General features: G+C 65.8%; 20 protein-coding genes. 8 read left to right on the top strand and 12 right to left on the bottom strand.

Annotation, left to right across the window (positions count from 1 at the left end; genetic code table 11):
* Positions 1-312: 312 nt before the first annotated feature.
* The 5 genes from upp to IB236_RS21585 form a co-directional block, all read right to left on the bottom strand.
* Entirely contained in the window at positions 313-942 is a 630-nt protein-coding gene (gene upp, locus IB236_RS21565) for a uracil phosphoribosyltransferase (RefSeq protein WP_056062295.1), read from the bottom strand.
* 83 nt (positions 943-1,025) lie between these two features.
* Complete coding sequence (locus tag IB236_RS21570; protein WP_056062298.1) at positions 1,026-2,000, bottom strand: threo-3-hydroxy-L-aspartate ammonia-lyase; 975 nt, start codon at positions 1,998-2,000, stop codon at positions 1,026-1,028.
* Between the two features lie 205 nt (positions 2,001-2,205).
* A complete protein-coding gene (locus tag IB236_RS21575) occupies positions 2,206-3,048 on the bottom strand; it encodes an enoyl-CoA hydratase-related protein (protein WP_056746054.1) in 843 nt (280 codons plus the stop codon).
* A gap of 170 nt (positions 3,049-3,218) precedes the next feature.
* The gene (locus tag IB236_RS21580) at positions 3,219-4,031 is read right to left on the bottom strand and encodes a hypothetical protein (RefSeq protein WP_192422177.1); all 813 of its coding nucleotides are present in this window, start codon (positions 4,029-4,031) and stop codon (positions 3,219-3,221) included.
* Positions 4,032-4,219: 188 nt separating this feature from the next.
* The gene (locus IB236_RS21585) at positions 4,220-5,758 is read right to left on the bottom strand and encodes a helicase HerA-like domain-containing protein (protein ID WP_192422178.1); all 1,539 of its coding nucleotides are present in this window, start codon (positions 5,756-5,758) and stop codon (positions 4,220-4,222) included.
* A 250-nt stretch (positions 5,759-6,008) separates the two neighbouring features.
* Here IB236_RS21585 and IB236_RS21590 point away from each other — a divergent pair, with 250 nt between their 5' ends.
* The 7 genes from IB236_RS21590 (at position 6,009) to rng (ending at position 12,952) form a co-directional block, all read left to right on the top strand.
* The gene (locus IB236_RS21590; protein WP_192422179.1) at positions 6,009-6,728 is read left to right on the top strand and encodes a YebC/PmpR family DNA-binding transcriptional regulator; all 720 of its coding nucleotides are present in this window, start codon (positions 6,009-6,011) and stop codon (positions 6,726-6,728) included.
* 114 nt (positions 6,729-6,842) lie between these two features.
* A complete protein-coding gene (gene purD, locus IB236_RS21595) occupies positions 6,843-8,123 on the top strand; it encodes a phosphoribosylamine--glycine ligase (RefSeq protein ID WP_056062310.1) in 1,281 nt (426 codons plus the stop codon).
* Positions 8,123-9,112 carry an oxygen-dependent coproporphyrinogen oxidase gene (gene hemF, locus IB236_RS21600; RefSeq protein WP_192422180.1) on the top strand — a complete coding sequence of 330 codons (990 nt, stop codon included), beginning with the start codon at positions 8,123-8,125 and terminating at the stop codon, positions 9,110-9,112. The genes purD and hemF overlap by 1 nt, the downstream gene beginning before the upstream one ends.
* Positions 9,113-9,296: 184 nt before the next feature.
* Positions 9,297-10,160, top strand: a complete 864-nt coding sequence (gene rsfS / locus IB236_RS21605; protein ID WP_192422181.1) for a ribosome silencing factor — start codon at positions 9,297-9,299, stop codon at positions 10,158-10,160.
* A gap of 73 nt (positions 10,161-10,233) precedes the next feature.
* A complete protein-coding gene (gene rlmH, locus IB236_RS21610; RefSeq protein WP_010458753.1) occupies positions 10,234-10,701 on the top strand; it encodes a 23S rRNA (pseudouridine(1915)-N(3))-methyltransferase RlmH in 468 nt (155 codons plus the stop codon).
* A 100-nt stretch (positions 10,702-10,801) separates the two neighbouring features.
* Entirely contained in the window at positions 10,802-11,416 is a 615-nt protein-coding gene (locus IB236_RS21615) for a nucleoside triphosphate pyrophosphatase (protein WP_192422182.1), read from the top strand.
* Between the two features lie 45 nt (positions 11,417-11,461).
* Positions 11,462-12,952: a ribonuclease G gene (rng, locus tag IB236_RS21620; RefSeq protein WP_056062322.1), complete on the top strand. Its 1,491-nt coding sequence runs from the start codon at positions 11,462-11,464 to the stop codon at positions 12,950-12,952.
* A 186-nt stretch (positions 12,953-13,138) separates the two neighbouring features.
* Here rng and IB236_RS21625 read toward each other — a convergent pair whose 3' ends face one another.
* Positions 13,139-13,747 (bottom strand): glutathione S-transferase family protein, encoded by a 609-nt coding sequence (locus IB236_RS21625; protein ID WP_056746038.1) that lies wholly within the window; start codon positions 13,745-13,747, stop codon positions 13,139-13,141.
* 94 nt (positions 13,748-13,841) lie between these two features.
* On the opposite strand from IB236_RS21625, the gene IB236_RS21630 reads away from it, so the two are divergent.
* On the top strand, positions 13,842-14,807 hold the full coding sequence (locus IB236_RS21630; protein ID WP_192422183.1) for a YafY family protein: 966 nt from the start codon (positions 13,842-13,844) through the stop codon (positions 14,805-14,807).
* Positions 14,808-14,814: 7 nt separating this feature from the next.
* Here IB236_RS21630 and IB236_RS21635 read toward each other — a convergent pair whose 3' ends face one another.
* The 6 genes from IB236_RS21635 to kdpF all read right to left on the bottom strand — a co-directional run bounded on the left by IB236_RS21635 (position 14,815) and on the right by kdpF (position 23,109).
* The gene (locus IB236_RS21635; protein WP_056746036.1) at positions 14,815-15,537 is read right to left on the bottom strand and encodes a response regulator; all 723 of its coding nucleotides are present in this window, start codon (positions 15,535-15,537) and stop codon (positions 14,815-14,817) included.
* 23 nt (positions 15,538-15,560) lie between these two features.
* Positions 15,561-18,278 carry a DUF4118 domain-containing protein gene (locus IB236_RS21640; RefSeq protein ID WP_192422184.1) on the bottom strand — a complete coding sequence of 906 codons (2,718 nt, stop codon included), beginning with the start codon at positions 18,276-18,278 and terminating at the stop codon, positions 15,561-15,563.
* Between the two features lie 67 nt (positions 18,279-18,345).
* Positions 18,346-18,963 (bottom strand): potassium-transporting ATPase subunit KdpC, encoded by a 618-nt coding sequence (kdpC, locus tag IB236_RS21645; protein WP_192422185.1) that lies wholly within the window; start codon positions 18,961-18,963, stop codon positions 18,346-18,348.
* Positions 18,964-19,136: 173 nt separating this feature from the next.
* Complete coding sequence (kdpB, locus tag IB236_RS21650) at positions 19,137-21,203, bottom strand: potassium-transporting ATPase subunit KdpB (protein ID WP_192422186.1); 2,067 nt, start codon at positions 21,201-21,203, stop codon at positions 19,137-19,139.
* A gap of 20 nt (positions 21,204-21,223) precedes the next feature.
* Complete coding sequence (kdpA, locus tag IB236_RS21655) at positions 21,224-23,017, bottom strand: potassium-transporting ATPase subunit KdpA (RefSeq protein WP_192422187.1); 1,794 nt, start codon at positions 23,015-23,017, stop codon at positions 21,224-21,226.
* Complete coding sequence (gene kdpF / locus IB236_RS21660; RefSeq protein WP_056062349.1) at positions 23,014-23,109, bottom strand: K(+)-transporting ATPase subunit F; 96 nt, start codon at positions 23,107-23,109, stop codon at positions 23,014-23,016. The genes kdpA and kdpF overlap by 4 nt, the downstream gene beginning before the upstream one ends.
* Positions 23,110-23,495 lie beyond the last annotated feature (386 nt).

Consider the following 23,495-nt stretch of genomic DNA (forward strand, 5'->3'; position numbering starts at 1 on the left):
GTGGGGTTCCTTCAGACAAGCAAACAAGGAGGTTGGGTGTGCTGCTACCAAGCAAGGAGCGCGCCAGTCGGTGGCTGTGTAACTGCAAACCAGCGGCAAGTCTGCCAGAGGAAAGCCACCAGTTGGTAAAAAAATGGTGCATGCGTGCAGCGCATCCGGAAACCAGGCTGGGGCACCCCACCAGGGCACCCCACCAGAGTAGGGCTCCCAATGGGCTGTTACGCAACGCAGGGAGGCCCGGTGATGAAAAAAAAGCCACCGCTGGGCGGCAGGCCCTGCGGTGGCTGGTGCACGGGCGCTGCCGGTGTGCGCTTATTTGGTGCCAAAAATGCGGTCACCCGCATCGCCCAGGCCCGGCAGGATGTAGCCGTGGTCGTTCAGCTCGCGGTCGATGGCGGCGGTGAAGATGGGCACGTCGGGGTGCGCCTTCTGCAGCGTGGCCACGCCTTCAGGGGCGGCCAGCAGGCAGACGAACTTGATGGAGCGGGGGTTGAGCTTCTTGAGGCGGTCCACGCAGGCGGCGGCTGAGTTGCCAGTGGCCAGCATCGGGTCCACCACGATGATGTCGCGCTCGTCCATCTCGGACGGCATCTTGAAGTAGTACTCCACGGGCTGCAGGGTGGCCGGGTCGCGGTACAGGCCGATGTGGCCCACACGAGCGCCGGGCACCACGTTGAGCATGCCGTCCAGAAAGCCGTTGCCCGCGCGCAGGATGGAGACCAGCACCAGCTTCTTGCCATCGATCATCTTGCCGGTCATGGTCTCCAGCGGGGTTTCGATCTGCACATCCTGCAGCGGCATGTCGCGGGTCACTTCGTACGCCATCAGCGTGGACAGCTCGCCCAGCAGGCGGCGAAAGCTGTTGGTGCTGGCGTCTTTCTTGCGCATCAGCGTGAGCTTGTGCTGGACGAGGGGGTGGGTGATGACGGTGACGTTGCTCATGGGGAACCTGAAAGGAGAAGGGCAGAGGCCTTTGCGCTGATGATCAGGCACGCTCTGCCGCGCGGTGAGTGAAAAAGTGGGGGCTAGTCTGCCAGAAACCGTGCCAGGCGCGACAAATCGACGTTGCCGCCGCTGATGAGAATGCCGACGCGCGCGCCGTGGATGTCCACGTTGCCATGCTGGGCCCCGGCGAATGCCAGGGCGCCCGTGGGCTCGACCACGATCTTCATGCGCTCGGCAAAAAAGCGCAGGGATTCGACCAGCTGCTCGTCGGTGGCGGTGACCATGTCGTCGGCCAGGCGCTGGATGATGGGGAAGGTGAGCTGGCCCAGCGCCTGGGTTTGTGCGCCGTCGGCAATGGTGTGGGGCGTGGGGATCTGCACCACATGCCCGGCCTTGACCGACTGCTGGCCGTCGTTGCCCGCTGCGGGCTCCACCCCTACCACCCGGCATTGCGGCGCCAGGGCCTCGGCGGCCAGCAGGCTGCCCGCCAGCAGGCCGCCGCCACCGACGCAGACGAACAGGTAGTCCAGGTCGGGCACTTCTTCAAAAAGCTCCTTGGCCGCCGTGCCCTGGCCCGCGATCACATGGGGGTGGTCGAACGGGGGGACCAGCGTCATGCCGCGCTCCAGCGCCAGGCGGCGGCTGATGGCCTCGCGGTCTTCGGTGTAGCGGTTGTAGGTGACGACCTGGGCGCCATAGTCGCGCGTGGCGGCCATCTTGGAGGCGGGGGCGTCCTCGGGCATGACGATGGCGGCAGGCATGTCCAGCAGCCGGGCCGACAGTGCAATGGCCTGGGCGTGGTTGCCGGCCGAGAAGGCGAGCACACCGCGTTCGCGCTGCTCATCGGTGAACTGGGCCAGGGTGTTGAACGCGCCCCGGAACTTGAACGCGCCGGTGCGCTGCAGGTTCTCACACTTGAAGAACAGCTGCGCGCCCAGCCGCTCGTCGGCGGTGCTGGAGCGCAGCACGGGTGTGCGGTGCGCCATGCCCTTGAGCCGGTGCGCGGCAGCGGCCACATCGTCGTAGGTGGGTGGGGTCAGGCTGGGCAGCGTCATGGTGGCGGCATCCTTGTGGACAGGGCTGGAAGACGGCCATACCTGGCCCAGCCCTTGAAGCCTGATGATAGCCCTTTGCCTCGCCATTTCAAGCAAAAGGACTTGCAAGCGCTAGTGCTGCATGCCTGGGCAGCTATACATTTTGATGTGGCACATGCCCGTGCGCGCACCACAATCCGGGCCGCATGGCGCGGCCCGGCGGCGCTCAGCCCAGCTCGCTGAACCGTTGCAAGGGTGTGAGCGCCGGGAACTCGCCCGCGCGTTTTTGCTTCATGGCCGTGACCGATTCGCGCACATGCTGGTTGCTCCAGATGGCGCCCTGCAGCCAGCCCATCTGGCGCAGGCTGTCTTCCACGCTGTGGTCGCGCGCGTAGTTCACGGCCTGCTTGGTGCCCCAGATGGCCACCGGGGGTTTGGACGCGATCTCCTTGGCGCACTGCAGCGCAGCAGCCAGCATGGCCTCTTGTGTGTCGAACACCTCGTTGACCAGGCCATAGTCCAGGGCCTTGGCGGCGCTCAGGCGGCGGCCGGTGTAGGCCAGTTCTTTGACCACACCCAGCGGAATGAGCTTGGGCAGGCGCTGCAGCGTGCCCACGTCGGCCACCATGCCGATGTTGATCTCCTGGATGCAGAAGAACGCATCCTGCGTGGCGTAGCGGATGCAGCCTGCGGTGACCATGTCCACCGCGCCGCCGATGCAGCCGCCGTGGATGGCCATGATCACGGGGATGCGCAGGTTGTCGATGCGTGTGAAGGTGGCCTGCATGTCGGTCAGCAGGTCGAAGATGGCGGCCCGGCCTTCGGGGCTCTGGTCGTCCATCGTGATGGCGCCGCCAAAGGTCTCCAGCGCCATCCCGGCGCTGAAATGTTTGCCGGTGCTGCTGATGACCAGCGCCCGCGCCTCGCCCGCCTGGTGCAGCTGGGCCAGCACCGTGTCCAGCTCACGCCAGAAGGTGGGATGCATGGTGTTCATGGCCTCGGGTTTGTTCAGAACCAGATGGGCCACGTGGTCAGTGATGCTGAGGGAAAAGCAGGTGAGGGTGTTCATGGGATGCCACTGTAGACCGGTGGGCGCAGGCCCGGTCGTCGCCTGGGTGACTGGGCGTGATTTCAGGCCATTTTGGCTGCATGCGCTAGTGCATCATGCCTGGGTAGCTATCAAAAGGAGAGTGATTGGGGCTGGCGTTGTGCCGCCAGTGGGGCCGGTGGACCAGGCGCTCAGTCCCCGCCGCCACCACAACCGCCGCCGTCTCCCCCGCCATCCCCGCCGCCGTCACTGCCTGCATCCGAACTCTCGGCGCCGCCAAAGTCGCCCGAGCTGCCGCTGTAGCTGCCGTCCGAAAAACTGGTGCCGCAGTAGCTGTCGCCGCCGCTGCCGCCCGCGTCGCTCTTGCGGGCAATGTCGGAGCAGTCGGGCACGTAGCTGAAGCCTCCGGCAATCGCGAACTTGGCGTCCAGTGCAAACAGCAGGGGCAGGCGGCTGGGCGCCTTGGGGTCGATGGATTCTTCCTTGCACACCCAGTACCAGCAGCGGCGCAGTCCGTCGTTGTGGCGCGCCTTGTGGCCCAGCGCCTCGGCGGGTGTGTGGTGCAAAAAGAAACCCAGCGCGTTCTGGCACCACAGCTTGTACGCCTGGGTGTGCAGGATGAATTCGTGCCACAACGCATCGACCGCCTTGGAAGGCATGGCCACAAACTGCTGGTTGCTGCGCAGGCAGGCCATGAAGAACTGGCGCAGGCCGCGTTCCACCAGCTCACGGTCGCGGGTGCTCAGGTGGGGGTAGGTTTCGCGCAGCTTGCGCTGCAGAAAGCGGGGCAGGGGAGCCTCGCGGATGTAGCGCTGGCGCACTGCGTTGGTCCACTGGATCACCAGCGCCGTGATGATGACGGTGGCAATGAAGTACAGGACCCAGGGCCAGCGCAGGCGCCAGGCGCCTGCAAAGATCCCGAGGATGGCTGCCACCCACACCCCAATGGCCAGCAGCATGACCTTGCCGCCCCAGCGCAGCAGAACGTTTTCAATGCGTGTCATCGTCCCTCCTTCTTTTTGTTGTGTATGGCGATTTCACGGCGGTCATGTGACTGATTTGTGACGAATTGCGCAGTGTCGCCAAACAGTCACAGGCGCCTGGGGGTGCGCTTTGGCAGGGGAGGCAAGCCGCCAGGGGCGCTGGCGTGTTGTGGCGCCGGTCTGGGACACCTGGCGCCGTATCACTGAGGTCAGCGGCGCTTGCTGCCGCCGCCAAAGATGCCGCCGAGCACGCCCCGCAAAATCTCCTTGCCGATCGTGGTGCCCATGGTGCGCACGGCGGACTTGGCCATGGTCTGCGCCAGGCCGTCGCGTTTGCCGCCTCGCGGGCCGGTGCTGCCAAACAGCACGTCGTTCAGCCCACCCAGCAGGCCGCCGCCTTCTTCGGTGGGCGTACCGGTGGCCACCTTGCCGTTGCCCCCGCCCGCTGCGTTGCCCGCCTGCCCGCCGGCTTCGGCGGCGCGGCCCTTGAGTTTTTCGTAGGCCGACTCGCGGTCTACCACCTTTTCATACACGCCCGCGACCAGCGAGCTGGCCATCAGCGCCTGCCGCTGCTGCGGGGTGATGGGTCCGAGCTGGCTGCCCGGGGGCAGGACGAACACGCGCTCGGTCACGCTGGGGCGGCCCTTGGCGTCCAGAAAGCTCACCAGCGCCTCGCCCACGGCCAGCTCCGTGATGGCGGTCTCGATATCGAGGCCCGGCTTTTGCCGCATGGTGGTGGCCGTGGCCTTCACGGCCTTCTGGTCGCGCGGGGTGAAGGCGCGCAGCGCATGCTGCACGCGGTTGCCCAGCTGGGCCAGCACGCTGTCGGGGATGTCGAGCGGGTTTTGGGTCACGAAGTAAACCCCGACGCCCTTGGAGCGCACCAGGCGCACCACGAGTTCGATGCGCTCCACCAGCACTTTGGGCGCCTCGTTGAACAGCAGGTGGGCCTCGTCAAAGAAGAACACCAGTTTGGGCTGGTCGGGATCGCCGATTTCGGGCAGTTGCTCGAACAGCTCCGACAACATCCACAGTAAGAACGTGGCGTACAGGCGCGGCGAGTTCATCAGCTTGTCGGCCGCCAGGATGTTGACCACGCCATGGCCGTCCACGGTCTGCATGAAGTCCTGGATGTTGAGCATGGGCTCGCCGAAGAACTGCGTGCCGCCCTGCTGCTCGATCTGCAGCAGTCCGCGCTGGATGGCGCCCACGCTGGCGGCGCTGACGTTGCCGTATTCGGTAGTGAAGTCCTTGGCGTTGTCGCCCACATATTGCAGCATGGCCCGCAGGTCCTTCAGGTCCAGCAGCAGCATGCCGTTATCGTCGGCGATCTTGAAGACCAGGTTGAGTACGCCCAGCTGGGTCTCGTTCAGGTTGAGCATGCGGCCCAGCAGCAACGGGCCCATGTCCGACACCGTGGCGCGCACCGGGTGGCCCTGTTCGCCAAACACATCCCACAGCGTGGTGGGGCAGGCCAGGGGCGTGGGCAGGTCCAGGCCCCGCTCCTTGAGCACGCCGGCTAGCTTGTCGCCAATCTTGCCGGGCTGGCTGGCGCCCGTGAGGTCGCCCTTCACATCGGCCATGAATACTGGCACGCCGATGCGCGAGAAGTTCTCAGCCAGGGTCTGCAGCGTCACGGTCTTGCCCGTGCCGGTGGCGCCGGTGATGAGCCCGTGGCGGTTGGCCAGGCCGGGAAGCAGGTGGCATTCAATCGTGTCGTGCTTGGCAATCAGCAGGGGTTCGGCCATTTCGGGTTTCCTCGGGGTGAGGGAGCCTCTGCACGCGTCGCGCGCCGTGTGCATCTGCGGTCTCGGGCGGCCTGCTGCGTTACAAATGCTCGCAATAGCTGTAGCTATTGCTGCGCTTTGTGCCTGGCAGCCCATCCCGATCCACAGCGCCCACTTTCCGCGCGAAGCGTGCAGAGGTTCCCTGGGTTCAGCAAAAAGTAAAATCCACTGAGTAGATTAAATCAATACACCAAGTACAGAAGGACTTCCCGTGGCAGGACACAGTAAATGGGCGAATATCCAGCACCGCAAAGGGCGCCAGGATGAAAAACGCGGCAAGATCTGGACCCGCATCATTCGTGAAATCACTGTGGCCGCCCGCGCCGGTGGCGGTGACCTGTCAGCCAACCCCCGCCTGCGCCTGGCGGTGGACAAGGCCAAGGCGGCCAACATGCCCGCCGACCGCATCAAGTACAACATCGACAAGGCCACGGGCAACGCCGAAGGCCTGACGTACGAAGAAATCCGCTACGAAGGCTACGGCATTGGTGGCGCAGCCATCATGATCGATACCATGACCGACAACCGCGTGCGCACCGTGGCCGAAGTGCGCCACGCGTTCAGCAAGCATGGAGGCAACATGGGCACCGAAGGCTCGGTGGTGTTCCAGTTCAAGCACTGCGGCCAGCTGATTTTTGCCCCCGGCACCAGCGAAGACAAGGTGATGGAAGTGGCGCTGGAGGCAGGCGCTGAAGACGTGGTGACCGACGAAGACGGCGCGGTGGAGGTGCTGACCGCCCCAGCCGACTTTGAAGCGGTGAAAAACGCGCTGGAGGCCGCAGGCCTGACGGCCGAAGTGGCGGGCGTGACCATGCGGCCCGAAAACACGATCGAGCTGACCGGCGAAGATGCCGTCAAGATGCAAAAACTGCTGGATGTGCTGGAAGACCTGGACGACACCCAGGAGGTTTACCACAACGCGGCATTGTGACCCTGCCCCTGCAGGTCGCCGCTTTTTTCTTGCCCTGACTTGTTTTCCGACTGATATTCCCCCGAGTCCCGCCCAGCAGCGCAGCGCTGTGGGCAGGGTTCACCAAAGGTTCCTATGAAAGTACTTGTGATTGGTGGCGGCGGCCGTGAACACGCGATGGCGTGGAAACTGAGCCAGTCCCCCAAGGTGACCAAGGTGTTTGTGGCGCCCGGCAACGGTGGCACGGCCCTGAACCCCAAGCTCGAAAACGTGGCGATCTCCGACGTGCGCGAGCTGCGCGCGTGGGCCCAGGCCGAAAAGATCGCACTGACGGTGGTGGGCCCAGAGGCGCCGCTGGCGGCCGGTGTGGTCGATGAGTTCCGTGCCAACGGCCTGCGCATCTTCGGCCCCACCAAGGCGGCAGCCCAGCTCGAAAGCTCCAAGGCCTTCTCTAAGGCCTTCATGCGCCGCCATGGCATCCCCACGGCCGACTACGATACCTTTACCGACCCGGTCGCCGCCCACGCGTTTGTGGACCGGCTGGGTGCACCCATCGTCATCAAGGCCGACGGCCTGGCAGCGGGCAAGGGCGTGGTCGTGGCCATGACGCTGCAGGAAGCCCACGACGCGGTGGACTTCATGCTGGTGGACAACAAATACGGTGTGACGCACAACGAAGGCGGCGCGCGCGTGGTGATCGAGGAATTCCTCGAAGGCGAGGAAGCCAGTTTCATCGTGCTGTGCGACGGCAAGAACGTGTTGGCCCTGGCCACCAGCCAGGACCACAAGCGCCTCAAAGACGGCGACGAAGGCCCCAACACCGGCGGCATGGGGGCGTATTCGCCCGCCCCCGTGGTCACGGCCGATGTGCATGCCCGCGCGATGCGCGAGATCATCCTGCCCACCATCCGGGGCATGGAAAAGGACGGCATTCCCTACACCGGCTTCCTGTATGCGGGCCTGATGATCGACGCCAAGGGCCAGCCCAAGACGCTCGAATTCAATTGCCGCATGGGTGACCCCGAGACGCAGCCCATCCTGATGCGCCTGAAGAGTGACTTCAGCGACGTGATGGCCGCTGCTGCTGACGGCAAACTCGACCAGATGGAACTGCAATGGGACCGCCGCACCGCGCTGGGCGTGGTCATGGCCGCCCATGGCTACCCGGAGAATCCGCGCAAGGGTGACCCCATCACTGGCCTGCCGGCTGAGGCGGACGATGCCGTGGTGTTCCATGCGGGCACGCAGCTGAAGGATGGTGTGGTCAGCGTGACCGGTGGCCGGGTGTTGTGTGTGACGGTGCTGGCCGACAGCGTCAAGCAGGCGCAGCAGCGTGCGTATGACGTGGCACGCGGCATCCAGTTTGACGGCGCGCAGTACCGCCGCGATATTGGCTTCCGTGCCCTGAAAAGCTGATGGCAGACGCTCAGACCCTGAACCCTGCCGACACGGTGACCCGCGTGCGCGGCTACCTGGTGGGCCTTCAGGCCCGCATCACCGATGCGCTGGAAGCCATGGAAGCCGCTGAAGGCGAGGGCAGCGCACGCTTTCTGGCCGATGCCTGGAGCAAGCCACCCGGCGAGCCGCTGCAAGGTGACGGCATCACCAAGATCATGGAAGGCGGGCGGGTGTTCGAGCGCGCGGGTTGCGGCTTCAGCCACGTACGCGGCCCGCAGCTGCCACCTTCGGCCACGCAGCACCGGCCCGAGCTGGCGGGTGCGCCGTTCGAGGCCATGGGCGTGTCGCTGGTGTTCCACCCGCGCAACCCATATGTGCCCACGGTGCACATGAATGTGCGCATGATCGCCGCCGGCCACCCCGGTCAGGCGCCCACCTGCTGGTTTGGCGGCGGCATGGACCTCACGCCGTACTACGGGTTTGAAGAGGATGCGGTGCACTTTCACCGCACCTGCCGCGATGCGCTCAGCGCCTTTGGCGACGACAAGTACCCCCGCTTCAAGCAATGGTGCGACGAGTACTTTTATCTCAAGCACCGCAGCGAGCAGCGCGGCGTGGGCGGCGTGTTCTATGACGATTTCTCGGAGCTGGGCTTTGAACAAAGCCTGGCGATGACGCAGTCGGTGGGCGACGCCTTCCTGAGCGCCTACCTGCCCATCGTCGAGAAACGTCGGGGCATGCCCCACGGCGAGCGCGAACGCGACTTCCAGCTGTATCGCCGGGGCCGCTATGTCGAGTTCAACCTTGTGTGGGATCGGGGTACACACTTTGGCCTGCAGTCGGGCGGGCGAACCGAGTCCATTTTGCTGTCCATGCCGCCGCTTGTGTCGTGGTCTTACCAGCGCTCTGACGCAGCCGATTCGGCCGAAGCCGACCTCACGCAGCGCTTTTTGGTGCGGCGCGACTGGCTGGCTGAAGGCCTTGGCGCAGCGCAGTCAATGGCCTGAAAAACGCAAAAGCTATAATTTCAATAGCTGCCAGCGCTTTTCACATGAGCGCAAGAGGTCAAAAACACCTCATATTGCTGCAGCGCCCCAGCACAACACCCGCGCAACACTCAAGGCCCAGCCCGCTGGCTGCGCGATGCGTTGCACGCTATATTGATTCCATTCCCTCTCTATTCACCGCCTGATGACCACCTCCACCAAATCGGAAACCGCTGCCAAAAAAGACGTCACCAAACTCCAGCGCGCCATTGTTGATGGCCTGGAAGACGTCAAGGCGCAAGACATCCAGGTCTTCAACACCGAGCATCTCTCGCCGCTGTTTGAACGGGTGATCGTGGCATCGGGCACCTCCAACCGCCAGACCAAGGCCCTGGCCGCCAGCGTACGCGACGCGGTCAAGGAGGCTGGGTTCTCCAAGCCCCGCATCGAAGGCGAAGACAACGGCGAATGGATCATCGTGGACTGCGGCGCGGCTGTGGCGCACATCATGCAACCGGCCATCCGCCAGTACTACCGCCTGGAAGAGCTGTGGGGCGACACCCCCGTGCGCCTGAAGCTCGGCGCAGCCAAGCCAGTGTCCAGCGCTGCCACGGAGTTGGCCGAGAAGAAGTCGGCCCAGAAGGCGGCCAAGTCGGACGCCAAGGCGGCAGGTAAGGCGCCCGCCAAGAAGGCGGCGGCCCCCACCGTAGCCGCCCGTTCGGGCAAGGCCACCGTCAAGGCGGTCGCCAAGACCGCTGCGAAGACTGCTGCCAAAACAGCCCCCAAGCCCGCTGCAAAAACTGCGGCCAAGGCTGCACCTGCCAAATCGGCTGCCAAGACAAGCACCGCCAAGCCAGCCAGCAAGACCACTGGCGCAGTTGCCACCAAGAAGCCCGCAGCCACCAAGACCCCTGTCAAGACGGTGGTGGTCAAGCCCGGTGGCGCCAAGAAGCCTGCGGCCAAGAAGTCGCCAGCTGCCAAGTCCCCTGCGCGCGCAGCTGCCAAGCCAGCCTCCGCATCGGGCTCCAAGCCCGCGGCCAAGAAGGCACTTGCTCGCAGCAAGGGCTGATCCGTTTCAGCTGCCGCGCGCTCCATCGCTTGCGCGCGGCAGCGGTGACTCCCTCACGCATCCAGGTTGATCCATGAAGCTGCTGATAGTGGCGGTCGGTCAGCGGGTGCCCGACTGGGCGCAGACCGCGTACGACGATTACGCCAAACGTTTTCCACCTGAACTCAAGGTCGAGCTCAAGGCCGTCAAGACCGAGCCGCGCGGCTCCAAGACGCTGGAGACGCTCTATGCCGCCGAGCGCGAGCGCATCGAAGCCGCCATTCCGCGTGGCACGCGCGTGGTGGCACTGGACGAGCGTGGTACCAACCTCACCACCAAGGCCCTGGCCGAACGGCTCAAGGGCTGGCAACTGGGCGGTGACGATGTGGCATTGGTCATCGGTGGCCCCGACGGGCTGGACCCGGCCTTTCGCCAGGGTGCGCACGAGCGCATCCGCCTCTCGGACCTGACGTTGCCGCACGCCATGGTGCGGGTGCTGCTCATCGAGCAGCTGTACCGCGCCTGGTCGGTGAACGCCGGGCATCCTTACCATCGTGAATGAAGCAGACCCTTTGCGATGATGGTCTGTGCTACTCCTGTTTTCATAGCTGCTAGCGCTTGATGAATAAGCGCTAGAGCCGATTTTTATTCAAAATCCGTTCATGCCCGACTTCATCTACCTCGCCTCCCAGAGCCCGCGCCGCCGCCAGTTGCTTGAGCAGTTGGGCGTGCGCCACGAACTGCTGCTGCCCAACGTGGATGGCGACGAGCCCGAGGATGCCGAGGCCATCGAGGTGGTGCTGCCTGGCGAAGCGCCCACAGCGTACGTGGAGCGCGTGACGGCCCTCAAGCTCGACGCGGCCGTGGCCCGGCGCGCACGGCGCCAGTTACCGGATGCGCCCATCCTGTGTTCCGATACCACCGTAGCCCTGGGCCGCACCATCTATGGCAAGCCAGACGATGCCGCCCATGCGACGCGCATGCTGGCTGAACTGGCAGGGCACGAGCACCGCGTGCTGACCGCCGTGGCTGTGCAGGTAGGCACCAAACGGCTGACGGCATTGTCGGTATCGCGCGTCACTTTCGCGCCCATGGCACCTGCGCAGATCGAGGCGTATGTGGCTACGGGCGAGCCGCTGGGCAAGGCAGGCGCCTACGGCATCCAGGGCCGGGCGGCGGCGTATGTGGAGCACCTGGCGGGCAGCTATTCGGGCATCATGGGGCTGCCGATGTACGAGACCGCGCAGCTGCTGCGCGCAGCGGGATTTGCGATCTAAGTTGCGATCCAAGCGACGCGAACAATAGACAACCACCACGAAGCCATGCAACAAGACATCCTGATCAATTGGTCCCCCCAGGAAACCCGGGTGGCCGTGGTGGAGCACGGCGCCGTGCAGGAGCTGCACATCGAGCGCACGCTGGAGCGGGGTCTGGTCGGCAATGTCTATCTGGGCAAGGTCTCGCGCGTGCTGCCAGGCATGCAGTCGGCCTTTATCGACATCGGGCTGGAGCGTGCCGCCTTCTTGCACGTGGCTGACGTGTGGCAGCGCCAGCCCGATGGCGAGCCGCCCGCATTTGCCCGCAAGAACGAGCCGCAGGTACCGATCGAAAAGCAGGTGTTCGAGGGCCAGGCGCTCATGGTGCAGGTCATCAAGGACCCGATTGGCACCAAGGGCGCGCGGTTGTCCACGCAGATCAGCATTGCCGGTCGCTTGCTGGTTTTTTTGCCGCAGGACGACCATGTGGGCGTGTCGCAGAAGATCCCTCCCGCCGAGCGCGATGCGCTGCGCGCGCGGCTGCAGGCGCTGGTGGGCGACAAGTCCACGGGCGGTGGCGGCGGCTTCATTCTGCGCACCAACGGCGAAGATTCCACCGATGCCGAGCTGGCCGAAGACATCGCCTACCTGCGCAAGACCTGGGCGCGCATCAAGGAGGCATCGCTCAAGCTGCCGGCCATGTCGCTGTTGCACCAGGACCTGGACCTGCTGCAGCGTGTGCTGCGCGATCTGGTGGGCGACCACACGCAGACCATCCGCCTGGATTCGATGGAGCAGTTCCAGCGCCTGCGCGCGTTCGGGCAGGAGTTCATGCCCGCAGCCGCTGGCAAGCTGCAGCACTACAAGGGCGAGCGGCCGATTTTTGACCTGTACTCCATTGACGAAGAGGTGGCCAAGGCCCTGGGCCGCCGGGTCGATTTGAAATCGGGCGGTTACCTCATCGTGGACCAGACCGAGGCGCTCACCACCATCGACGTGAACACCGGCGGCTACGTGGGTGCGCGCAATTTTGACGACACCATCTTCAAGACCAACCTGGAGGCCGCGCAAGCCATTGCGCGCCAGCTGCGTCTGCGCAACCTGGGTGGCATCATCATCGTGGACTTCATCGACATGGTGCGGGACGACCACCAGCAGGCCGTGCTGTCGGAGTTCAAAAAGCAGCTGGCCCGCGACAGGGTCAAGACCATGTCATCTGGCACCTTCTCGCAACTGGGTCTGGTGGAGATGACGCGCAAGCGAACCCGCGAGTCACTGGCCCACATGCTGTGCGAGCCCTGCGAGGTGTGCCAGGGCAAGGGCAGCGTCAAAACCGCGCGCAGCGTGTGCTACGACATCCTGCGCGAGATCCTGCGCGAAGCCCGCCAATTCAACCCGCGCGAGTTCCGCGTGGTGGCGTCCGCGCGGGTGGTGGAGCTGTTCCTGGACGAAGAAAGCCAGCACCTGGCCGGCCTCTCGGACTTCATCAAAAAACCCATCTCGCTGCAGGCCGAAAGCGCGATGGGGCAGGAGCAGTACGACATCGTGCTGCTGTAGCAGCAGCGTTGATCGACCGCGCGCTCAGAGGCTGAGAGTTTTTTAGCCGAGCCCGAAAGGCGCGCGAAAACGCCTCGGATCGAGGCGCAAAGCACAGCCATAGCTCGAGCTATGGCGAGCATTTGCAACGAAGAGCCGGGGCTTTTTGGCGTGCAAGGCGGGCGTGGATAAAAGACTCTCAGCCTCTCAGGCCTCGATTTGCATCGCAGGTCGCGCCTGCACCCGCGCCAGCCAGGCCTGCACATGCGGGTGTGCATTGACGGGGGCACCCAGGTACACGCTGTAGCCCAGCACCGAGCCCACCACCAGATCCACCAGCGAATAGTCCGCGCCCAGCATCCAGGGCTGGGCGGCCAGGCGGGCATCCAGCAGGGTGAGCAGGTCGTTCAGCCCCGCTGTGGCTGCCTGTGCATGGGCAGGGCTGCGCAGCGCCTCTTCGCCCTGCGTGGCCAACTGCAGGCGCACCAGCACCGTGCCATAGGTCACGTACGCCCAGGTGCACCACGACAGCGCCTGCAGCGCCTCGGGCGTGCCGGCGGCAGGCCACAGGCCACGCTCGATGCCGTAGCGATGGCCCAGCCACAAGTGGATGGCCAGGGCCTCGAACATGGGCGCACCGTCCACCGTCAGCGTGGGGACCTTGCCGTTGGGGTTCAGGGCGAGATATTCGGGGCGGCGCTGCTCTCCGGTGCGGATGTCGATCTTCACGCGCTCGTGGGGCACGCCCAGCTCGGTGAGTGCGCAGGCAATCGGGGTGGCGCTGGACATGGGGTGCCAGTAAAGGACGATGGACATGGAAAACTCCTTGGTCGTGGTGGAAGAAAAGGTGGAGTCACTGTAAGAACCATTGCGGACAATTTCAGTCCTCGATTCAACGTACAGTGGCGGCATGCTCAGTTCTTCCACACGCCTGTTGCGCCTGCTGTCCCTGCTGCAAACCCGCAGCCACTGGATGGGCCCCGAGCTGGCCGAGCGGCTGGAAGTGCATCCGCGCACGCTGCGGCGCGACATCGATCGCCTGCGCCAGCTGGGCTACCCGGTGCAGGCCAGCAGTGGCGTGGCGGGCGGCTATGCCTTTCGCGCGGGGCAGGCGTTGCCCCCATTGCTGCTCGACGATGAAGAAGCCCTGGCCGTATCGATTGCGCTGCGCACCGCCACTGCGGGTGCCGTGGGCGGCATTGAAGAGCCCGCCTTGCGCGCCTTGGTGAAACTGGAGCAGGCCATGCCCCTGCGGCTGCGTGAGCAAGTGGACGCGTTGCGCTCCACCATCCTGCCGCTGGACCGCACCGGGCCCGTGGTTGAGGCCTCGCTGCTGGCGACACTGGCGTCGGCCTGCCGCGACCAGTTGCGGCTTGGCTTCTCGTACGAAGACGGCAGGGGGCGCGCTACCCAGCGCTCGGTGGAGCCACAGGGCGTGGTGCACACCGGCATGCGCTGGTACCTGGTGGCGTGGGACTGCGACCGTGGCGACTGGCGCACTTTTCGCATCGACCGCATGGTGGCAAAGCCCGAAGTCGGCGCGCATTTCTCGCCGCGCCCCGGGCCGGACGGCGGCGACCTCAAGGCGTACGTGTCCCGCTCCATCACCGCAGCGCCGCACCCCGACCAGGCGCGGGTGGTGCTGCATGCACCTTATGCAGAAATGGCGCGGCGCATTCCGCAGTCGGCCGGTGTGGTCACAACGCTGGCCGATGGGCAGCAGTGCCAGCTGGCATGCGCCGCCAGCGATGCACTGGTGTTCTGGCTCATGGCGCTGGACGTGGAGTTTGAGGTGCTGGCGCCCGCGTCGCTGCAGGAGCGGCTGCGCGTGGCGGGGGAGCGGGCGTTGCGTTGCACTGGCGCGCGCAGTTCGTGAGTTGGCGTCAGGGTACGAACCGGTACCCGATACCCGCCTCAGTCCGCAAGTGCCGGGGCATGGAGGCGTTGTCCTCCACCTTCTTGCGCAGGTTGGCCATGTGTACGCGCACGTAGTGCGTGTCTTCAGCATGGCCTGGGCCCCATACGGCCTTGAGCAGCTGGGCGTGGGTGATGACGCGGTCAGGCTGGGAGGCCAGATAGGTGAGCAGCTTGTATTCGATGGGCGTGAGGTGCAGGGCCTCGCTGCCATCGCCTTCGCCATTGCTTTGCGTGCGGCGCTCCACCGTACGGCGGGCAAGGTCCACGGTGATGGCGCCGAACTGGATGACGGGTGTGGCTTCGGCGCCGGATGTCCTTTGGCTGCGCCGCAGCTGGGCGCGCACGCGGGCCATCAGCTCGCCCGAGCCAAAGGGCTTGACGAGGTAGTCGTCGGCGCCGGCATCCAGCGCCGCGATCTTGCTGGCCTCGGCGCTGCGGGCCGAGAGCACGATGATGGGCATGGCCGACCAGGTGCGCAGGTCTCGGATCAAATCGACGCCATCCCCATCGGGCAGGCCCAGGTCCAGCACCACCAGGTCGGGGCGGCGGGTGCCGGCTTCGATCAGGCCGCGCTGCAGGGTCGCGGCCTCGTGCACGGTGTGGCCTTCGGTCTCCAGCGTCAGGCGCACAAAGCGGCGGATATCGGCTTCGTCTTCAACAATGAGGATGTGCGTGGGCAGGTCGGTCATGGCATGGCATGGATGCAAGGGTGTCAGGCGTCGGCGTCATCGCCCAGGTCGGTGGGCGGTGTGCCGCGTGGCAGCAGCAGCGTAAAGCGCGCCCCGGCAGCCTGGCCTTGAGCGTTCAAGATCGTATCGCCTCGGATGCTGCCACCATGCGCCTGCACGATGGCGCGGCAGATGGCCAGCCCCAGGCCCACACCGGGCGTCGCGCTCTCGCGGGCGCCGCGCTCGAACTTTTCAAACAGCAACTCTTCGCGGCCTTTGGGCAGGCCGGGGCCTTCATCGGTGAGGGTCAGTGCCACCGCATCGCTTTGGGGCTGCGCGCTGATATGGAGGGTGGTGCCTGCAGGCGTGTACTTGGCAGCATTTTCCAGCAGGTTGACTAGCACGCGCTCCATCAGCACGGCATCGATCTGCAGCAGCGGCAGGTCGTCGGGCAGAGTCACTTCGACCCGGTGCGTTGCTATGGCCGGGGCGCTGGCGGCGAGGGCGCTGCCCACCACTTCTTCCAGCGGCTGCCAGGCCTTGTTGAGCTGCACGGCCCCGGCCTCCAGGCGGGCCATGTCCAGCAGGTTGTTGACCAGCGCGCTCATGCGCTGGGCGGATTGCTGGATGGCGCCGGTCAGCTCTTGTTGATGGGCAGGCAGGGGCGGCTGCACCATGGCCAGTGATTCGGCCAGGCCGACCAGTGAGGCCAGCGGCGTGCGCAAATCGTGCGAGATGGCCGAGAGCAGCGAGTTGCGCAGCCGCTCGGACTCGATCTGCACCGTGCTTCTCTGCGCCACGTCGATGTAGTGGATGCGTTCGAGCGAAATGGCCAGCAGCGAGGCGCAGGTCTGCAGCAGGCGGCGCGGTTCTACGCCCGGCACCTGGCCTTGCGGCATCGCCACCACCAGCACGCCACGGATGCGCATGGGCGCCTTGAGCGGCAGCACCAGCGTGGGGCTGGAGTGCAAGGTGTCCGTGCCCCGGCCTGCGGGCTCGCCGCGCTCGAATGCCCATTGCGCCACGGCCATGTCCACGGGGGCGGTGCCTCCGGGCAGCACTTGCAGGCGGTTGTCATCGTCGGCCACCACCAGCGTGCTGCCTGCGCTGAACTCGCCCGTGATGAAGCGTGCGCCAATCTCGGCCACCTGTTCGGGCAGCAGGGCGGCAGACAGGTCACGCGCCATGTCGTATAGGCTGCGCACACGGTGCTCGCGGTCGGTGGCGGCCTCGGCCTGCACCTTGAGCCCGGCGGTGAGCTGGCCCACCACCAGGGCCACCACGAGCATCACGGCGAAGGTGACGACGTACTGCGCGTCGCTCACCGCAAAGTTGAAGCGGGGCGGCACAAAGAAGAAGTCAAAAAACCCCACGCCCAGGAACGCCGCCATGATGGCCGGGCCGCGCCCAAAGCGCAGCGCCACCCCCACCACCACCAGCAAAAACAGCATGACGATGTTGGTCAGCTCCAGCACGTTGGCCAGCGGTGTGGCAATGACGGCGGCAATGCAGCAGGCCAGGGCGGCGGCGATGTAGCCGGGCCAGAATGCAGCGCGGGGGGCTGCGGTGCTGGTGCGGGTGGTTTTGCGCTCGGTGGTGTCGGCGCTGCGGCTGGGCAGTGTGCCCACCTGCAGCAGGTCCAGGTCGCTGGCACTTTGTCCGATCTGGTCGGCCAGCGTGGCCTGCCAGGGCCAGCGCCGGGTGCTGCGCCCCATCACCACGCGCACCAGGTTGTGCTCACGTGCGTAGCGCACCAGGGCTTGTGCGGGCTGGGCTGCGGGCAGCACGGCGCAGGCGGCGGCGCCCAGTTGCTGCGCGATCTTCAGCGTGCGCTCCACCTGCGGGTGCAGCGTGGCCAACTGGCCTTGCTGCTCGGGCGTTTCCACATGCACGGCGTGCCAGGGCAGGTCGAGCTGTGCGGCCAGGCGGGCACAGCTGCGCACGACTTTTTCGGCGTTGTCGCCGGTGCCCACACAGGCCAGCAGGGCTTCGCGGTTGGGCCACACCGTCTCCGTCGTGGTGGTGCTGGCGCGGCGGTAGGCGCGCATTTCGTCGTCCACCCGGTCGGCGGTGCGGCGCAGGGCCAGCTCACGCAGGGCCAGCAGGTTGCCTTTGCGGAAAAAGTTGGCAGCGGCACGCTCTGCCTGCTGGGGCAGGTAGACCTTGCCAGCTTTCAGGCGCGCCAGCAGCTCGTCGGGCGGCAGGTCCACCACCACCACTTCGTCGGCAGCGTCAAAAAACTGGTCGGGCACCGTCTCCCACACGCGGATGCCGGTGATGCCGCTGACGATGTCGTTCAGGCTCTCCAGGTGCTGCACGTTCATGGTGGACCACACGTCGATGCCAGCGGCCAGCAGCTCTTCGGCGTCTTGCCAGCGCTTGGGGTGGCGCGATCCGGCCACATTGCTGTGGGCCAGCTCGTCCAGCAGCACCAGGCCCTCGGGGTGCGCAGCGCCCCAGGCCAGGGCGGCGTCCAGGTCAAACTCGGGCAGGGTGCGATCTTTGTAGGGCAGGGCGCGCAGCGGCAGGCGCGGCAGGTGTGCGGTCAGCGCCTCGGTGTCGGTGCGGCCATGCGTTTCGACCACGCCGATGGTGACGGGCAGGCCCTGTGCCTGTGCCGCCCGGGCGGCGGACAGCATGGCAAAGGTCTTGCCCACCCCGGCGCAGGCGCCAAAAAACACCTTGAGCCGCCCGCGCTGCTGCTGGGCCCGCTCTTGCTGGATGCGCTGCAGCAGCGCGTCGGGGTCGGGGCGATCCTGCATGGGCACAGTGTATCCACCAATTTGATGTCGAATAGGCCTCAAGCGCTAGTATCAATTGCGCTGATGGCTATTTATTTGATAGCGAATCGAGTGCCAGATTCAAGGCCAGAACGTTCACACGCGGCTCGCCCAGCAGGCCCAGCCAGGGGGTGTCGGTGTGCTGCTGCACCAAGGCTTGCACTTGTCCCACGGGCAGGCCTCTGGCACGGGCCACGCGTTCGCTCTGGTAGGCGGCGGCTGCCGGGCTGATGTGTGGGTCCAGCCCGCTGGCCGATGTGGTGACCAGGTCCACCGGCACGGAGCGGGTGTTGCCCGGGTCGGCAGCACGCAGGGCTTCAATGCGCGCCTTGACGGCATCGGTCAACGCCGGGTTGGTGGGGCCCAGGTTGGAGCCGCCCGAGGCCGATGCGTTGTAGGGCATGGGCGCTGTGGCCGATGGGCGGCCCCAGAAGTGGCCGGGCTCGCTGAACGACTGGCCGATCAGCTCGGAGCCCACCGCCTTGCCACCCTGGGCGATGAGGCTGCCGTTGGCTTGGTGCGGGAAGGCCGTTTGTGCGACACCGGTCACGGCCAGCGGGTAGAGCAGGCCGGTGACGAGGGACAGCACGATAAACAGCGTGAGGGCAGGGCGCAACAGGCCGCCTGGGCTGGCGGGCACGTCGTCGCGGGGAATACGGATAGGCATACGATTTTCCTTTCAATGAAATTCCGGGAGCTGCGCATCAGACTGGCGCGGCCCAGGCCAGGGGACACCGAGCAAGGGCCGCCCCGCAGCGAGGGTGTCGTCCCCCTCCCCGCGTAGCGCAGCGAAGCGAGAGGAGGGGGAAGGCGCGAAGCGACACAGGGGGAGGTCCTGGTTCAAGTCAACCCGGCTGCGGCCAACACCATGTCAATCAGCTTGATGCCAATGAACGGCACCACCATGCCCCCCAGCCCGTAGATGGCCAGGTTGCGGCGCAGCAGCGCGGCGGCACCCACGGCGCGGTAAGCCACGCCCTTCAAGGCCAGCGGGATCAAAAAGATGATGATCAATGCGTTGAACACCACGGCCGACAGGATGGCCGACGAGGGGCTGGCCAGGTGCATGAAGTTCAGCGCCGACAGCTGCGGGTAGGTGGTGACAAACGCCGCCGGGATGATCGCGAAGTACTTGGCGATGTCGTTGGCAATGCTGAAGGTGGTAAGCGAGCCGCGCGTCATCAGCATCTGCTTGCCGGTCTCCACGATCTCGATGAGCTTGGTGGGGTTGCTGTCCAGGTCCACCATGTTGCCCGCCTCCTTGGCGGCCTGGGTGCCGGTGTTCATGGCCACGGCCACGTCGGCCTGGGCCAGGGCGGGCGCGTCGTTGGTGCCGTCACCGGTCATGGCCACCAGCTGGCCATTGGCCTGGTAACTGCGGATGAGCTGCAGCTTCGCCTCAGGCGTGGCCTCGGCCAGGAAGTCGTCCACACCCGCCTCGGCCGCGATGGCGGCGGCCGTGAGGCGGTTGTCGCCGGTCACCATCACGGTCTTGATGCCCATGCGGCGTAGCTCGGCAAAGCGCTCCTTGATGCCGCCCTTGACCACGTCCTTGAGCTCCACCACGCCCAGCACGTGGGCGCCGTCGGCCACCACCAGCGGGGTGCTGCCACGGCGTGATACATCGTCCACCGCCGTCTGCACGGCGGTAGGAAAGCGCCCGCCCAGTGCCTCCACATGTTTGCGGATGGCATCGGCCGCGCCCTTGCGCAGCAGGCGTGGGCCGGGCAAGTCCACCCCGCTCATGCGGGTTTGCGCCGTAAAGGGCACAAACTGGGCCTGCAGGCTGGAAAGGTCACGTTCGCGCAGGTTGAACTTCTGCTTGGCCAGCACCACGATGCTGCGGCCTTCGGGGGTTTCGTCGGCCAGCGATGCGAGCTGGGCGGCATCGGCCAATGCGGCATCGGTCACTCCGGGCGCAGACACGAACTGGCTGGCCTGGCGGTTGCCCAGGGTGATGGTGCCGGTCTTGTCCAGCAGCAGCACATCCACATCACCTGCCGCCTCCACCGCGCGGCCTGAGGTGGCGATCACATTGGCCTGCATCATGCGGCTCATGCCCGCCACGCCAATGGCGCTGAGCAGGCCCGCAATGGTGGTGGGGATCAGGCACACCAGCAGGGCGACCAGCACCACCAGGCTCACAGGCTCGCCCGCGCCGCTGGCTTGCACGCTGAACAGCGAGAACGGCAGCAGCGTAACCACCACGCCCAGGAACACGATGGTCAGCGCCACCAGCAGGATGGTCAGCGCGATCTCGTTGGGTGTCTTGTGGCGTTTGGCGTTCTCCACCATGGCGATCATGCGGTCGACAAAGGTCTCGCCGGGGTTCACGGCCACGCGCACCACGATCCAGTCGGACAGCACGCGAGTGCCGCCGGTCACGGCCGAGAAGTCGCCGCCCGATTCGCGGATCACCGGGGCCGATTCGCCCGTGATGGCACTTTCGTCCACCGAGGCCACGCCGTCGATCACCTCGCCATCGGCGGGAATGGTGTCACCGGCTTCCACCAGCACCACATCGCCCTTGCGCAGGTTCGCAGCCTCCAGCGGCAGCCAGGTCAGCTCGGAGCGTGGCGTGGTGCGGTCAAACTGGCCGTCGAGCTTTTTGGCCCAGGTCTGCTTTTTCAGCCCGCGTAGCGAGGCCGCCTGGGCCTTGCTGCGGCCTTCGGCCATGGCCTCGGCAAAGTTGGCAAACAGCACGGTGAACCACAGCCACAGCGCCACGGCGGCGGTGAAGCCCTCGGGCTTGCTGGCGGCCAGCGCGGTGGTGAAGGCGCTGCCTACATACACCACAAACATCACCGGGTTGCGCCATTGCACACGCGGGTCCAGCTTCTTGAAAGCCTCCAGCAGCGCGGGGCGCACCAGGGCAGGGTCGAACAGGGTCAATGTTTTGCGGGTCATCACAATCTCCCAGCCATTTCTTAACGGGGTGTGAGCACGAGATGCTCTACCACCGGGCCCAGCGCGAGGGCGGGCACATAGTTCAGCAAGCCCACCAGCAGCACCACGCCCGCCAGCAGCGCCACAAACAGCGGGCCATGGGTGGGCAAGGTGCCATCGGTGGCGGTGGCGCGCTTCTTGGCGGCCAGCGACCCGGCCATGGCCAGCACCGGCACGATCACGCCAAAGCGGCCCAGCCACATGGCCACGGCCAGCAGCACGTTGTAGAAGGGGGTGTTGGCCGACAGGCCAGCGAAGGCGCTGCCGTTGTTGTTGGCGGCGGAAGACAGCGCATACAGCACCTGGCTGAAGCCGTGCGCGCCAGGGTTGGAGAGGCCTGCGCGGCCTGCCTCGCTCATCACCGCCACGGCCGTGCCCAGCAGCACCAGCAGGGGCGTGACGAGGATGGCGATGGAGACGAGCTTCATCTCATGCGTCTCGATCTTCTTTCCCAGGTACTCGGGCGTGCGGCCAATCATCAGCCCGGCGATGAACACCGCCATGATGGCGAACACCAGCATGCCGTACAGGCCCGAGCCGACACCGCCAAACACCACCTCGCCCATCTGCATCAGCACCATGGGCACCATGCCGCCCAGGGGGGTGAAGCTGTCGTGCATCGCAATCACCGCGCCGCAGCTGGCGGCCGTGGTGATCACTGCGAACAGGGCCGAGGTGGCGATGCCAAAGCGCGTTTCCTTGCCTTCCATGTTGCCGCCTGCCTGCAGGGCGCTGGCTGCCTGGTCCACACCCAGCGATGCCAGCAGTGGGTTGCCTTGCTGCTCGAAGGCGGTGGTTGCCACTACTGCGACCACGAAGAGCAGGCTCATCGTGGCCAGAATCGTCCAGCCCTGGCGCTCATCGCCCACCATGCGGCCAAACACCAGGCACAGCGCGGCGGGGATGAGGAAGATCGCCAGCATCTGCAGCAGGTTGCTGGCGGCCGAGGGGTTCTCGAACGGGTGGGCCGAGTTGGCGTTGAAGAAGCCGCCACCGTTGGTGCCCAGCATCTTGATGGCCAACTGCGAGGCCACGGGGCCCATGGCCAGCGTTTGGGTGGCTTGCGTGGCGGGTTCCGTCACCGGGGCGCCCTGGGCGTCCAGCACCGGCTGGCCCGCACCATCGAGCTTGGGCGCGTCGTAGTGCACGGGCTCAAGTGTCTGTACTTCGGTGTAAGGCGACAGGTTCTGGATCACGCCCTGGCCTGCAAACACCACGGCCAACACCAGCGACAGGGGCAGCAGCACCCACAGCGTGGCGCGGGTCAGGTCGGCCCACACATTGCCAATGGATTGTGCTGAGTGCCTTGAAAAGCCACGCACCAGCGCAATGACGACGACCAAGCCCGTGGCGGCAGACAGAAAGTTCTGCACCGTCAGCGCCAGCATCTGCGTGAGGTAGCTCATGGTGCTCTCGCCGCCATAGCCTTGCCAGTTGGTGTTGGTGACAAAGCTGATGGCGGTGTTGAAGGCCGAATCGGGCGCCACCGCAGCCATGCCCTGCGGGTTGAGCGGCAACACAGCCTGCCAACGCTGCAGTGCATACACCGCCAGCACGCCCAGGCCGTTGAACACCAGCAGGCCCAGCGCGTAGCGCAGCCAGCCGGTCTCTTCGTCGGGCCGCACGCCTGCCAGCCTGAAGAGCGGGCCTTCCAGCCTCCGTCCCAGCGCAAAGCGGCCCGCCATCACGGTGTCGATATAACGCGCCAGCGGCCAAGCCAGCGCCAGCAGCAGTGCCAAAAACACCGCCAATTGCAGCCAGGCACCGGTGCTCATGAAAAGTCCTCCGGCCGCAGCAGCACGGCGATCAGGTACACCAAAAGCGCAGCGGCGAGCACGGCCGCCAGAATCATCCAGCCGCTGGTCATGACCGCCCCCCTTGTGCCTGGCGTTGCAGCAGCGCGCAACCCTTGGCCAAGCCATAGACGGCCAGCCACAGCAGGCCTCCCACCGCCATCAATATCCAGTCCATAGCGTCCTCCTTGAGACATGGACCGATGCTAGGAACGGCCGCATCAAGACGGGCGCAAGAGTGGGGCGCGGGGTATCAAGATCGCATCAAGATGCGCGGGCGCCAGGCTGTGCTGGCATCAAGATGCATAGCAATTTGCTATTGAATTTATAGCTTTATGCGCTTGCCATTCAAGCGCTACAGGCCGTTTTTATTCAAAACGTTACTTTGAAGCGCGGGTTTGCCGGTTCTCGCACTGGTTTCGGGCGTCTGCGCGCTCGGCAGGTGTGGCGCACCTTGAGG

This window comes from Acidovorax sp. ACV02, assembly GCF_014851475.1.
GTDB classification, from domain to species: Bacteria; Pseudomonadota; Gammaproteobacteria; order Burkholderiales; family Burkholderiaceae_C; genus Acidovorax; species Acidovorax delafieldii.